The organism is Ruegeria sp. CDSC021 (assembly GCF_059610845.1).
On record NZ_JBXWOK010000008.1, the window covers coordinates 90,783 to 104,409 of the forward strand.

At 56.2% G+C, this 13,627-nt stretch carries 10 protein-coding genes; 2 read left to right on the forward strand and 8 right to left on the reverse strand.

The genetic code is table 11. The features are described from left to right. Positions 1–57: 57 nt before the first annotated feature. The 6 genes from AC2FGB_RS13460 to AC2FGB_RS13485 are packed head-to-tail and all read right to left on the reverse strand — an operon-like array spanning position 58 to position 7,095. The gene (locus AC2FGB_RS13460) at positions 58–1,668 is read right to left on the reverse strand and encodes an AMP-binding protein (protein ID WP_496694015.1); all 1,611 of its coding nucleotides are present in this window, start codon (positions 1,666–1,668) and stop codon (positions 58–60) included. Then, positions 1,668–2,819, reverse strand: a complete 1,152-nt coding sequence (locus tag AC2FGB_RS13465; RefSeq protein WP_496694016.1) for an acyl-CoA dehydrogenase family protein — start codon at positions 2,817–2,819, stop codon at positions 1,668–1,670. Before AC2FGB_RS13465 ends, AC2FGB_RS13460 begins: the two co-directional genes overlap by 1 nt. After that, the gene (locus tag AC2FGB_RS13470; RefSeq protein WP_496694017.1) at positions 2,819–3,619 is read right to left on the reverse strand and encodes an enoyl-CoA hydratase family protein; all 801 of its coding nucleotides are present in this window, start codon (positions 3,617–3,619) and stop codon (positions 2,819–2,821) included. Before AC2FGB_RS13470 ends, AC2FGB_RS13465 begins: the two co-directional genes overlap by 1 nt. After that, positions 3,609–4,076 (reverse strand): MarR family winged helix-turn-helix transcriptional regulator, encoded by a 468-nt coding sequence (locus AC2FGB_RS13475; RefSeq protein ID WP_142637787.1) that lies wholly within the window; start codon positions 4,074–4,076, stop codon positions 3,609–3,611. The genes AC2FGB_RS13470 and AC2FGB_RS13475 overlap by 11 nt, the downstream gene beginning before the upstream one ends. Next, positions 4,073–4,804 carry an SDR family NAD(P)-dependent oxidoreductase gene (locus AC2FGB_RS13480; RefSeq protein WP_496694018.1) on the reverse strand — a complete coding sequence of 244 codons (732 nt, stop codon included), beginning with the start codon at positions 4,802–4,804 and terminating at the stop codon, positions 4,073–4,075. The genes AC2FGB_RS13475 and AC2FGB_RS13480 overlap by 4 nt, the downstream gene beginning before the upstream one ends. Beyond that, on the reverse strand, positions 4,801–7,095 hold the full coding sequence (locus AC2FGB_RS13485) for a bifunctional salicylyl-CoA 5-hydroxylase/oxidoreductase (protein WP_496694019.1): 2,295 nt from the start codon (positions 7,093–7,095) through the stop codon (positions 4,801–4,803). The genes AC2FGB_RS13480 and AC2FGB_RS13485 overlap by 4 nt, the downstream gene beginning before the upstream one ends. Positions 7,096–7,357: 262 nt before the next feature. Between AC2FGB_RS13485 and AC2FGB_RS13490 the strand changes: the two genes are divergently transcribed. After that, complete coding sequence (locus AC2FGB_RS13490) at positions 7,358–8,377, forward strand: LacI family DNA-binding transcriptional regulator (RefSeq protein WP_281973175.1); 1,020 nt, start codon at positions 7,358–7,360, stop codon at positions 8,375–8,377. 2 nt (positions 8,378–8,379) lie between these two features. On the opposite strand, the gene AC2FGB_RS13495 is transcribed toward AC2FGB_RS13490, so the two are convergent. Next, positions 8,380–9,351 carry a LysR family transcriptional regulator gene (locus AC2FGB_RS13495; protein ID WP_142637779.1) on the reverse strand — a complete coding sequence of 324 codons (972 nt, stop codon included), beginning with the start codon at positions 9,349–9,351 and terminating at the stop codon, positions 8,380–8,382. 88 nt (positions 9,352–9,439) lie between these two features. Further along, the gene (locus AC2FGB_RS13500; RefSeq protein WP_496694020.1) at positions 9,440–11,875 is read right to left on the reverse strand and encodes a GcvT family protein; all 2,436 of its coding nucleotides are present in this window, start codon (positions 11,873–11,875) and stop codon (positions 9,440–9,442) included. Between the two features lie 184 nt (positions 11,876–12,059). Here AC2FGB_RS13500 and AC2FGB_RS13505 point away from each other — a divergent pair, with 184 nt between their 5' ends. Then, on the forward strand, positions 12,060–13,577 hold the full coding sequence (locus AC2FGB_RS13505) for a trimethylamine methyltransferase family protein (protein WP_142637775.1): 1,518 nt from the start codon (positions 12,060–12,062) through the stop codon (positions 13,575–13,577). Positions 13,578–13,627: the final 50 nt, after the last annotated feature.

Below are 13,627 nucleotides of genomic sequence, written 5' to 3' on the forward strand. Positions count from 1 at the left end.
TGGCAATTCGGTCTTTTTCTTACATTCTTTCTGTCCGCTATATTCTAGATACATTGATCATGATTTCAGTCGGAAACGCTGGATTTTTCCGGTCGCGGTTTTGGGCAAACCATCGCAGAACCGGATCGAGCGCGGGTATTTATACGGGGCAATCATAGATTTCACATGAGCCTGAAGGGCTTCGCGCATAGCGTCATCAGCCGTACCTGAAGCCAGAACAACATGTGCTTGGACAATATGACCCCTTTCAGCATCTGGGACGCCGATCACCGCGCATTCCGCAACTGCCTCATGCGCCAGAAGTGCGGCTTCGACTTCGGGTCCGGCGATGTTGTATCCGGCCGAGATAATCATGTCGTCATTGCGCGCAGAAAAATGAAAATACCCCTCCGCGTCCCGATGAAAGCTGTCACCAGTGATATTCCATCCATCTGTTACATATCCCGCCTGCCGCTTATCATTCAGATACCGGCACCCTGTCGGACCACGAACAGCCAGGCGTCCGATGTCTCCAACTGCAGCTTCAGTTCCGTCTGGGTTTAACACTTTGGCCTCATATCCGGTTACCGGCCTGCCGGTACTGGCCGGGCGGTGATCGTCAAACCGGTTTGAAATAAAGATGTGCAACATCTCGGTCGCGCCGATCCCGTCGAGCATTGGTTTGCCTGTCTTGGAAATCCACTCGTCATAGATTGGCTGCGGTAAGGTCTCGCCCGCCGACACGGCCGCACGCAGACTAGACAGATCAACACCGTCATCCATCGCCTGCAGCATGACCCGATAGGCGGTCGGCGCAGTGAAACAGACAGTCGCTTTGTATTTTTTGATTATCTCGATCATGCCCGCAGGCGAGGCTTGTTCTAACAGGGTTGCAGTCGCGCCGAACCGCAACGGAAACACCGCCAAACCACCCAACCCGAATGTGAAGGCCAAAGGTGGAGAACCAACAAAAACGTCCTCCGGAACGACCTGCAACACCTCACGCGCATAGCTGTCGGCAATGATCAGAATATCTCTGTGAAAATGCATGGTGGCCTTGGGTTCACCTGTCGAGCCGGAGGTGAAACCCAACAAGGCCACGTCGTCGCGCCCGGTTTTAACGCAATCGAACTGTACCGGCTTTTCAAGTGCAAGACGATCAAGCTCGGCATCGTGGTTTGAAGTTCCGTCGAACCCGACGACCCGCTGCAGGAACCGGCTATCACTGGCGCAGGACTGCATTTCGTCGATCAGCCGGGTATCACATAATGCAAACTGGATTTCCGCCTTATCGACAGTTTTCGTCAGTTCTGCAGCGCGCAACATCGGCATAGTATTGACGACAACCGCTCCCACCTTGGTTGCGGCAAGCCAGCACGCAACCATTGCCGGATTGTTAGCCGATCGGATCAGCACCCGGTTTCCCGGCTCGACCCCCAAGTCATCGACCAATACATGTGCCAGCCTGTTGGTCCAGTCGCTGAGCTCTTTATATGTTCGTTGCCGACCATTGCCGATCAAAGCGGTATGATCACCAAAGCCCTTGGCAACCATGGCATCGGTCAGCTCATATGCTGCATTCACATGATCGGAATATGCAAAACCCGCCAACAGGAAGTCGGGCCACTGATCCTGGGGGGGCAGGTTATCGCGGCTGAACGTGTCGGTATGTGCAGACGGTCCAAGCATCACCTTCCCTCCATGTGCGCGGCCATCGTCTGACGTGCAATGATTACTTTTTGAACGTCCGAGGCGCCCTCGTAGATGCGCAAGGCACGGATTTCTCGGTACAGAGATTCAACCGCCATCCCAGAACGCACCCCATCGCCACCAAACAACTGAACCGCCTTGTCGATAATCAACTGCGCCTGATCGGTAGCAAACAGCTTGGCCATCGCCGCCTCACGTGTAATGCGCGCCGCTCCGCTGTCCTTGGCCCACGCTGCCCGATAGATCAAAAGCGCCGAAGCATCGACATCTAATGCCATCTCGGCGATGTGCCCCTGCACCATCTGCAATTCAAACAACGGGGCGCCTTGCACCTGCCGTTCCGATACCCGTGTCAGCGCCTCATCCAGCGCGCGTCGTGCAAATCCCAGCGCAGCGGCGGCCACCGTCGGGCGGAACAGGTCCAGCACAGACATTGCAATACGAAATCCTGCGCCAGCTTGACCGATCATCGCGCTAGCCGGCACACGCACATCATTGAAACGCAATGTCGCCAATGGGTGTGGCGCGATTGTGTCCAGGCGCCCGACAACTTCGAAACCCTTCAGATCAGGAGTGATGATAAAAGCTGACAACCCTTTGGCCCCGGGTGCCTCGCCAGTACGGGCGAACAGGGTGTAGACATCTGCGATACCCCCGTTCGATATCCATGTCTTTTCACCGTTCAGGACAAAGTCGTTGCCATCACGGATAGCCGTCATTGTCGAATTTGCCACATCCGACCCCGATTGAGGTTCAGTCAATGCAAAGGCCGCGATAGCCTGACCAGAGCGCGTTTTCGGCAGCCAATGCGCCTTTTGGCCTTTTGAGCCGAACAACGAGATCGCACCGGTTCCAAGCCCCTGCATTGCAAAGGCGAAATCGGCCAACCCATCATGGCGAGCAAGTGTTTCACGGCTGAGGCACAGCGTCCTGACATCCAAATGGCCGCTTTCGTCCGAAGTAGGCTGCAGCAGCCCAGCGTCGCCCAGCTGGCGGACCAGATCGCGACAAGCCTGGTCCGGGTCGCCATGGTCAATAGTCAGTCCCCGAGCAACCTCTTGCACCCGATCCGCCCAGCCCCGGTGATGAGGGTCAAAGAATGGCCACGAAAGAAAGCTCTGATCTGCCATCAATCGCCCTCGAATACTGGTTTGTCTTTTGCAACAAAGGCCTTGTAGGCGCGTTCAAAATCTCCGGTTTGCATACAGATCGCCTGGGCCTGCGCCTCTGCTTCGATTGCCTGTTCGATCGACATAGACCACTCCTGCGCCAGCATGGTCTTGGTCATCATATGCGCAAAATTGGGGCCAGCCACGATACGGTCAGCCAGAGATTGCGTGGTAGCGTCAAGCTCGGATGGATCAACCACCGCATTGTAGAACCCCCAGGAAAGCCCCTCATCAGCGGTCATGCTGCGTCCGGTATAGAGCAGTTCGGCCGTACGCCCCTGCCCGATGATACGAGGCAGGATGGCGCAGGCCCCCATATCGCACCCTGCCAGCCCCACCCGCGTGAACAGGAATGCACATTTGGCCTGCGGGGTGGCGATACGCAAATCCGCAGCCATAGCGATGATGGCCCCGGCCCCCACGCAAATACCGTCCACCGCAGCAATCACCGGCTTGCCACAATTCACAATCGCCTTGACGAGATCTCCGGTCATTCGCGTGAAGAGCAACAGGTCCTTCATCTTCATGCGCGTTAGCGGACCGATGATATCGTGCACATCGCCGCCCGAGCTGAAATTTCCACCATTTGAGGCGAACACCACTGCATCTACCTCTTCTGAATAGACCAGATCCCTGAACCAATCACGTAGTTCGGCATAGCTGTCGAAGGTCAAAGGGTTCTTACGCTCTGGTCGGTTCAGTGCAATCGTTGCAACTCGGTTCCGGATTTCGCAGCGAAAATGTTTGACGTCACTGGCCATCGATTTCCTCCGAAATAGTGAGTTCGGTTGTCAGAGTGCGGGCGTCCTCGGCGGAAAACTGGCCAAGCATATCGGATATCCACGCCTCATGCGCCGCGGCCTGACGTGCGAATTCCTCGCATCCTTTTTGTGTCATGCGTACGCGATGGGCACGACGATCCCCAGGCACAGGTACGCGCACTAGCAGGCCGTCATCAGCCAGCCGATCCACGATTCCGGTCACATTCCCGTTCGAAACGCGCAGCGCACCCGAGATTTCGCTCATCTTCAGCCCATCTTCGAACCGCGACAGGGCTGCCATCACGTCAAAACGCGGCAGTGTCGTGTCAAACTCTACCCTGAGGTTCTCTCTTAGTGCTGCCTCGATGCCACGCGTGGTCTTGAGCAGCCGCAGCCATAACCGCAACCTCTCTTTGGATGGATCTTCCAATGGTGCTTGAAGCGGGTTTGGGTTCATATCTCGCCTCCGGACAGGCTAAGCGCGTGGCCGTTGACTGAATTTGCCGCATCCGAGCACAACCACCTCACGGCACCTGCTACGTCTTCGACCTGGATGAAACGACCCTGTGGGTTTATCTTTTTCAGGCTTTTCACCGCATTTTCCGCGCTCATTCCCGTCTTCTCGACGATGTTCGCAATCGAGCGATCCAGCATCGGCGTTTCCACAAACCCCGGGCAAACCGCATTGACGGTGATGCCTGTCGCCGCAAGTTCGCCCGCCAGAGACCGCGTCAGCCCGACCACCGCATGTTTTGTCGCACAATAGCCGGAAACATAAGGATAGCCCTTCAATCCGGCGGTGGACGCGATGGCAATCAGACGGCCCGTTCCAGCGGCTTGCATGTCAGGCAAAACCGCCTGCCATAAATTGAAAACACCCACCAGATTCACATCCGTCAGGGTCCGCAGATCATCGGCTGTCATCCGATGAAACGGAAGCGAATGGGCCGCGCCGGCGTTCGCAATCGCTATTGAAATCGGGCCGCGTTCTGCCCGTGCTGTTTCAATAGCAGCTCGGACCTGCTTGTCATCGGTCACATCACAAAGGACATACGGCAAGGCTTGCTGCTGCAGCTTGGCCTCTGTACGGCCCAAAATGGTAACGGCTGCTCCGCCATTCGCGAAATCTTGGGCTATAGCCGCACCAACGCCGGTGCCGCCGCCGGTTATGACGACATGTTTCATACTTCACCCGCCGTTTCCGCCTTGCGATCTGCCAGGCGCCAAGCCTGATCCCGCCCGGCTTCATAGGGGCGGGGCCAAGTTTCCTGCCGATCCCCCAACGCCGTAGCCGCGTGCAAGGTCCAGTACGGATCGTCCAGATGAGGCCGGGCAAGGCACACCAGATCTGCACGACCGGCCATGAGAATCGAATTTACGTGATCGGCTTCATAGATGTTCCCCACCGCCATAGTACTGATGCCGCATTCGTTTCTAATGCGGTCCGCGAAAGGGGTCTGGAACATACGGCCGTAAACCGGGTTAGCATCGGTCGAAGTCTGCCCGGCGGAAACGTCCACGATATCTGCACCCGCCGCATCGAACATCGCCGCTATATCCACAGCTTGTTGCGGCGTCACGCCAGTAGGTCCGACCCAGTCATTGGCAGAAATGCGCACCGCCATCGGCTTATCTTTGGGCCAGGTCGTCCGCATAGCTGAAAAAACTTCAAGCGGATAACGCATACGGTTTTCAAGACTGCCCCCATACATGTCGTCGCGCGTGTTCGACAAAGGAGAGATAAAGGACGAGATGAGGTAGCCATGCGCCGCATGCAGCTCGATCATGTCAAACCCAGCACGATCTGCCATCCGGGCTGCTGTCACAAATTGGGACGTGACCCTATCCATATCTGCACGATCCATCGCGCTGGGCACAGCGTTACCGTCGGACCAAGGGATGGCCGAAGCTGATATCAAAGGCCAGTTTCCTTCCTTCAGCGGCTGGTCCATTCCTTCCCACCCGATGCAGGTTGAACCTTTGCGGCCCGAATGGCCGATTTGACAGCATATTTTGGCGTCGGTTTCCGCATGGACAAATTCGGTGAGTCGAGCCCATGCGGCCTCGTGTTCGGGCTCATAAAGCCCCGGGCATCCTGGGGTGATCCGGCCTTCGGCGCTGACACAGGTCATTTCGGTGTATACCAGCCCGGCGCCACCTTTGGCCCTTTCACCGTAATGGATCAGGTGCCAGTCAACCGGGCACCCATGAACCGCCTTGTACTGTGCCATGGGTGACACTACGATCCGGTTCTTCAACTGCATCCCCCGCAGGCGAAATGGCGCAAACATCGGGGGCCGGGCCATACCATCAACAGCGCCCCCAGACTGCTGCATGAACCAGGCCTCGGCATGCCCCAGCCAGTTGGCATCGCGTTGGCGCAGGTTCTCGTGGCTGATCCGCTGAGACCGTGTCAGCATCGCGTAATTCAACTGAACCGAATCCTGATCGAGGTAACGTTCGACATTCTCGAACCATTCGACCGAGTTCCGCGCTGCCGATTGCAGGCGCAACACTTCAAGACGACGCTCGTCCTCATACCGCGCGAAAGCCGCTTCAGGCGTATCTTCTTTATGGACGAAGTCAGCCAGCGCTATAGCGCTTTCCAGTGCCAGCTTTGTTCCCGAGCCAATGGAAAAATGTGCGGTCGCTGCGGCATCTCCCAGCAATACCAGGTTTTTGTAACTCCATTTTTCGCACAAGACCCTAGGAAACCGCAGCCAGGCCGAGCCGCGGATATGACTGGCATTGCTCATCAAGGGATGGCCGCCCAAATGATCTTTGAAAATGTCTTCGCACAAAGCGATGGACTCTTGCTTGGTCATCTCACCAAACCCAAAAGCATCGAAGGTCTGTTGCGAGCATTCCACGATGAAAGTCGCCGTATCCCGGTCGAACTGATAGGCATGTGCCCAGACCCAGCCCTTTGGCGTTTCCTCAAAAATAAAGGTGAAGGCGTCGTCAAACTTCTGATGCGTACCCAGCCAGACGAACTGACACCGTCGTTGGTCTATATCGGGTCGAAAAACATCTGCGAACTCGGCCCGTGACTTGGAGTTCAGCCCGTCCGAAGCCACAACGACGTCGTAGTTCATCATATAGTCCGAGGCTGATGCCGCCTCGGTCTCAAAGCGCATCTCGACACCAAGCTCGCGCGCTCGGTCTTGCAAAATGAGCAGCAGTTGCTTGCGTCCGATCCCGCAAAATCCGTGGCCGCTGGACACGGTGCGCTGACCTTTATGCACAAGTGCTACGTCATCCCAATAGGCAAAGTGTTTACGTATCACCGTCGCGCTGGCTGCGTCATTGGCGGCAAGATTATCCAGCGTCTCATCAGACAACACGACGCCCCAGCCAAAGGTGTCATCCGGGCGGTTTCGCTCGATAACAACCACTTCGGCATCCGGATCGCGGAGCTTCATTGAAATCCCGAAATAGAGGCCAGCCGGCCCGCCGCCGAGACATGCAACACGCATCGTTACCTTCCCCCATTCGCAGCTTTACCTGAAACGCTAGACCAGGTGGCGCATCCCTTCAAGTAAAAATATTTTATACTTGAAGTTTATATATTCTGAATAACCAACCACAAATTCGCGACGGGTTGGTATTTTCCTGAGCCAAGCCAGCACCGGTTTGCCTGCGACAAAGCAATCAATCTCTGTAAGCGGTTACATTTCGCTTTCACCTGAACGGCGCAGAGCTTACACATATTTGCAAAATCAAATTTCAGGTTTGACAATGCCAAAGGCAAAAACTGCACCGACCCTGGAGGATGTTGCGAAACTCGCGGGCGTATCGACCGCCACGGTTTCACGTTGCCTCAATTCTCCGAACCTGGTGGTGCAGGCTACGCGTGATCGGGTTCAGTCTGCCGTTGACGCTTTGGGATACACGCCGAATTTTGCCGCGCGTGTTATGGCTGCCAGACGGTCGCACACCATCGGCGCCATCATTCCCACCATGGAAAACGCGATCTTTGCGCGTGGACTTCAGGCCTTTCAGGAAGAGCTGCGCCAGCATGGCTATACCCTGCTTGTCTCTAGTTCGGCCTATCAGCCTGAGATCGAAGAAGAGCAGATACGCAACCTGGTCGCACGGGGGGCGGATGGGTTGCTGCTGATCGGGCATGATCGAGACTCGCGGATCTATGACTATCTCGCAAAACGCAGGATTCCGGTTCTGATAGCGTGGTCGTTTCAGGCAGACGCACCAGTCCCTTCGGTCGGATTTGACAACCGTGCGGCCATGGCCGAACTGGCAAATCAAGTGATCAAGCTGGGTCACCGGACCCTGGGTATGATTTCTGGTGTCAGCACCGGAAACGACCGTGCCCGCCTGAGGATCGAAGGGGTGCAAGAAGCAATGCGCCGCAACAATATCCCAAATGACCGGCTGACGATCGTAGAAACGCCATATGAAATCGAAAACGGGGCAGAGGCGTTTTCCCGTCTGATGTCTCGGCAAGATCGACCAACAGCGGTGCTGTGCGGGAACGATGTTCTGGCTATCGGTGCGTCGCGCCGGGCCAAGGAGATGGGGCTTAGAGTTCCTCAAGACGTATCCGTCACAGGGTTTGACGATATCGAACTGGCGCAGATCACCGATCCAGGTTTGACGACCGTGCATGTCCCACATCGCGAGATGGGTCGACGGGCTGCGCTGGAACTGGTTGGGTTGATCGAAAAGCCCACCGAAAGTTGCAATGTACAGTTGCGAACCAATTTGGTCGAACGCCAATCGCTGGGGCGCCCCGGCTGACTTCAGGCGGCCTCGTTTTCCATGGTGCGAAACTCACCTTTCAACCAGGCGTGACTTGCGCACATCGGGTCGGTAAAATGTTGACGGATGAGCTTTCCCATCGCTCTTTGGATTAGCTTCGAAGTGGTCTCGGGGTATACGTCGGTCGTGAATAAAGACACTGTTCTTACAAAGTTTCGGCCGGGAAATGGCACCACCCGAACTTGGTCGTGAAATCTGTGGGCCCTATGAAAACTTGCGGCCGTGGTAATGGTCCAACCGGTGCCTTCAGCGACCAATCCTATGATCGACTGATTGCATTCCAGTTCGAACCTGTTGGGCAGATCAAATTTACCTCGCCTGAGCTGTATCTCAATTTGCTTGCCGATCACGTAATCACGCGAATAGCGCAGCAACGGCAATTCTGCGTTTGATGAAAACATCTCCTCGGGCATGCCACTGAACCCGCCGGGCAAAACAACGATAAAAGGGTCGCGCATCAACGGGTATTCGATCAGGCCCTCGGTCCGTTCGAACGGTCGGGTCGCCACCCCTGCATCCAGCTTGTGTTCCTGTAACTTGGCAATGATCTCATGGCTGGGGCGTGTGAAATGCCGAAAACTGCAGCGCGGCAAAGCATGCGCAAGAAACCGAAACAAGTCTGGCGAGATTTGATTGTCGAAATCATCAATCAGTGCCAGCCTCAAATCCGTCGCATGGCGCCAGTTACCCGACCGGATCTCCGCCTCGGCCTTTTTCAAAACGATCAGCCCATCGCGGACATGGCGCGCATAGACTTCACCGGCAGGTGTCAGACCCATTGGACGACGCCCGTGATCCACCAAATCAATGCCCAACGCGGTCTCAAGGCTTCGTAGGTGATTGGAAACTGTGCTGATAGACAAACCGGTTTCCGATGCGACCTGTTGGATCGATCCTGACTTTGCGACCAACTGAAAAACTTCCAGCCAGCGGAGGCTTAGCGACTTTGGCACATTTACAGTCCGTTGTTTCGATTACATCAAAACTAGCGAAACAAAGAACGCCCCTCATTGCAATGATGAACTTGCAACCCGTTCTGCGTCAAGCCCGGAGCCTGCTATGGTCCGGGTCATAGGGCGAAGGTGCGATCACGGTTGCGTTGACCCGTTTTCCACAGTGATCCAACTCTATCTTGCACCCGATTTCTGCAAGTGACGGATCGACAAATCCATGGGCAAGATTGAGGCCGGTGCGGTGCCCCCACTCGCCCGAGGTGATTGTTCCGACAACCGTGTCACCCAGCATCAGCGAAGCTCCGGCATGGGCAGATCCCTGTTCGGTTTCCAACCGGAGCGGCACGAGTTTTCTCCGCGGCCCATAAGCATCACGGTTCAGCAGGGCATCGCGCCCGATGAAGTCGCCCTTTTCCAACCTCACAAACCGATTCAGACCTGTTTCAAAAGGATCAAACTCGGTGATCAAATCAGCCTTCCAGTGCAGGAACGTCTTTTCCATCCGCATGGAGTCGATCGCCCGAGCGCCAAACAGCTTGAGGCCGAAGTGCTCTCCAGCCCGCCGCAGCGCCAGATATGCGCTATAAAGCGAAGGGTTGGGAACGTGGATTTCATATGCCAGTTCGCCAGAAAAACTTACCGCCATCACCGTTGCCTGAGCGAACCCAACAAAGCACTCCCTGACGCTCAGCCATGGAAAAGCCAGCGGGGACCAATCACCGCGCGCGCAGGACGCCAGCACATCACGTGATTTCGGGCCGGCAAGGATCAGAATGGTGTAGTCGTTGGTCAGACTGCGTAAATGCACGTCTTCATCGAGGTGGCGGTTCTGCTTTAGCCAATCCATATCGTGGAATTCACTTGCCGCCGCGGAGCCATACCAGACCCGGGCAGGGCCGCGATCGCTGGCGGGCAGGTTCGCCACAGTCGCTTCGGCTTTGACCATCCCGTGATGGTTCAAAAGATAGCCCAGCCCAATCCTGCCGTCGCGGCGCGTGACAGCACCGCAAAACAGACGATCCAGAAAGGCATGCCGATCCGCGCCGGTAATCTCGATACGGTTGAAACCATTCACCTCGGACAACCCGACATTGGACTGAACATTTGCCACCTCGGCCCCGACCAGATCATAGGTTTCGTCAAAATCGAAACTGAGGGTCGGTTCAAAGCTGGGGTCAGGCTTGATGTAATCCACCCTTTCCCATCCATTGACGACAGTGAATTCGGCGCCCTCGGCCGCTAGAACCGGGGTCAAAGCAGTGGTCTTGGCGGGCCTTCCTGCAGGGCGGTGTTCATGCGGGAGGTGAAAGCGAAATTCGTTTTGATAATCCTCAACCGCCTTCAATGCCGTCAGTTCGACATTCGCATGGTCGGTGAACCTGCGCGGGTCCAGGCACCAGGTGTCATAACAGGCCTCTCCATGCACAATCTGCTGGGCCAACAGCCAACCATGGCCACCGCCCTCACCCAATCCAGCCCGCAGGCCGATAATACAGAAGGCGTTGCGCTTGCCCGGGATCGGCCCGACAAGTGGTGCACCATCAATCGTATAGGTTATCGGCCCGTTGACGACCGTGTGAATCCCGGCCTCTAACAGCGCAGGCATCCGAGCAAAAGCGCCTTCCAGTACGTCCGACACGCGGTCCAGATCGTCCGGGCAAAGCGCATTTACAAAATTTGGATCGATCCCGTCCATGCCCCAGGTCTTGCAGTCCTGTTCATAGAACCCCAGCAAGAGGCCGTTCTTTTCTTGTCGACAGTAGAAATCGCTGATCGGACATCGCAGCAAAGGCATTCGGTTGCCGGCATCGCGGATTGCAGGAATTTCTTCCGTCAGAAAATACTGATGCTCCATCGAGGCCACGGGGTGGTGCACTCCCATCAAGGCGCCCACTTCGTTCACACGATATCCGCAGGCATTCACCACGATGTCACAGTCGATATCACCGTGTTCGGTCTGTACCGTCCAGGTGTCATCCTTGTGCTGGATCAACCCGACAACCGGGGTATTCCGGTACACTTCAGCCCCGGCCAAACGTGCAGCCCGGGCCAACGCCTGACACAGCTGAGCCGGATCAATATCCCCGTCCAAAGGATCCCACAGCCCGCCAATTAGGTTTTCGGTCGAGATCAGAGGGTGCCGCCGAGCGCATTCTTCGGCATCAATAACCTCGAAATGGACATCCATCCCCCGGGCCATCGAAGCGAAATGACGGTATCCCTGCATTTGTGCTTGGGTGTTCGCCAACCTGATTCCGCCGTCACCATGGTGGTAATTGATGGGATAGTCGGGATTCGCAGACAGGTCTTGGTACAGTTTGATCGAATGGGATTTCAGTCCAACCATGGTCTGGTTTGTTCCAAAATTCGTCACCTGCGCGGCTGAATGCCAGGTGGTACCAGAGGTCAACTCGTTTCGTTCGACCAGGACGACATCTGCCCATCCTTCTTGCGTCAGGTGATACAGAGTTGAGCACCCTGCGATCCCGCCACCAATTACCACTACTTTTGTCCGCGACTTCATTGGCTTTGCTCCTCTGAACCCCAATAGGTTTTGCTGAAAACGGGTCTTCGCAACAGCTTACGAATGGCTTGTGCTGAAAAATCGAAACTACGATTGAGGATTCTGAAAGGCGCATTTCCCTTTTGCAGAGACCCCGCATCGCCTTTTACGGTTCCGGGAATTCTGACATGAAAAGGATTGGGCGTTGTCAAAGGGCAGTAAAAGAAGCGGTCGAAATGCGCGTCTTGCGCAACGCGCAGCAGAGCCCGCCATAGATCCGTGCCCCCCCGGGCAAGCCGGTGGTCGCTTTCAACCTTTGACACAGTCCGAAGTCAAACAAATATACAATACCGCCTTAAGGCTTCTGGAAACTCTGGGCATGGGCGAGGTCCCGGACAGGCTGGCCAACGACCTGCGGTCAGCCGGTGCACAAACCGGACAGCAAGGGCGGCTGCTATTTCCTCGAAACTTGGTTGAAGACGCTATTGGGTCCGCTGCCAAGACTTTCTCCTTTCATGGCCGGGACGAAGCGCGCTCGATCGAAGTGGGCGGAAATCGTGTGTTCTTTGGCACCGGCGGTGCGGCGGTGCAGACGCTGGATCTGGAGAGCGGCCACTATCGCCCATCCACGCTGGCCGATCTGCATGATTTCACGCGGCTTCAGGATACGCTGGCCAATGTCAGCTGGTTTACGCGCTGCTGTGTCGCGACTGATCTGCCAGATGTTTTCGATCTGGACGTGAACACGGTTTACGCTCTGGTTCGCAATACCACCAAACCGATTGCCACGTCGTTTACCCTTGCCGAACATGTGGCCCCGATCGTCGAAATGCTCGACATCGTTGCAGGCGGGCCGGGTGAGTTCGCTAAGCGGCCGTTTCTGAAGGCCCATATCAGCCCGGTGATTTCACCGCTGCGCTATGGCGAGGATGCGGTGGATGTTGTCTATGAATGTATCGCACATAATATCCCGATGTCCTGCATTACAGCCGCACAGGCGGGCGCCACAGCACCCGCGACACTCGCCGGGTTTCTGGCGCAGTCTTTGGCCGAGACACTGGCCAGCCTTGTTATGGTCAACGCGATCAAGCCTGGGTTTCCGATGGTGTTTTCGAACTGGCCTTTCATTGTTGATTTACGCACAGGATCCTTCGCAGGTGGCAGCGGTGAGACCGCCATCCTGAACGCGGCGTCGGCACAGATCACTAACGCACTGGGGCTGCCTTCGGGAGTGGCCGCCTCGATGACTGATGCCAAAGCTATCGACGCACAGTACGGGGCCGAGAAAGGAATGACCTCGCTCGCTGCGGCGCTGGCTGGCGGCAATCTGATCTACGAAAGCTCGGGCATGACCGCTTCGTTGCTGGGCGTCAGTTTCGAAGGGTTCGTCCTTGACGACGAAATGCACTCTCACACCTATCGCGCTTTGCGCGGCATCGAAGTGACCGACGAAAACCTGGGATTCGACGCCATTTGTCATGCGGTACTGGGCGACGGTCATTTTCTGGGAAGCGCCCACACCTATGCTGCGATGGAACGGGACTACTTCTATCCAGCGCTGGCTGACCGGAACGAACCCCGGACATGGCAGACCGAAGGGGCCGCAGATGCGTGGACGGTTGCCCGCCGGCACGCAAAGGACATCCTGGCACGACATCATCCGCAATACCTGACCGAAGAACAGGACGCTGAAATCCGCAGACGGTTTCGCATTCTCTATTAGACTTACGTCGACCGACTCTAGCCAGTAGGCTTGCAGCACATACACTCAGA

Coding starts and splice junctions, on each gene's coding strand:
- AC2FGB_RS13460 (WP_496694015.1), bottom strand. CDS start 1,668: ATGCTTGGACCGTCTGCACATACCGACACGTTCAGCCGCGATAACCTG.
- AC2FGB_RS13465 (WP_496694016.1), bottom strand. CDS start 2,819: ATGGCAGATCAGAGCTTTCTTTCGTGGCCATTCTTTGACCCTCATCAC.
- AC2FGB_RS13470 (WP_496694017.1), bottom strand. CDS start 3,619: ATGGCCAGTGACGTCAAACATTTTCGCTGCGAAATCCGGAACCGAGTT.
- AC2FGB_RS13475 (WP_142637787.1), bottom strand. CDS start 4,076: ATGAACCCAAACCCGCTTCAAGCACCATTGGAAGATCCATCCAAAGAG.
- AC2FGB_RS13480 (WP_496694018.1), bottom strand. CDS start 4,804: ATGAAACATGTCGTCATAACCGGCGGCGGCACCGGCGTTGGTGCGGCT.
- AC2FGB_RS13485 (WP_496694019.1), bottom strand. CDS start 7,095: ATGCGTGTTGCATGTCTCGGCGGCGGGCCGGCTGGCCTCTATTTCGGG.
- AC2FGB_RS13490 (WP_281973175.1), top strand. CDS start 7,358: ATGCCAAAGGCAAAAACTGCACCGACCCTGGAGGATGTTGCGAAACTC.
- AC2FGB_RS13500 (WP_496694020.1), bottom strand. CDS start 11,875: ATGAAGTCGCGGACAAAAGTAGTGGTAATTGGTGGCGGGATCGCAGGG.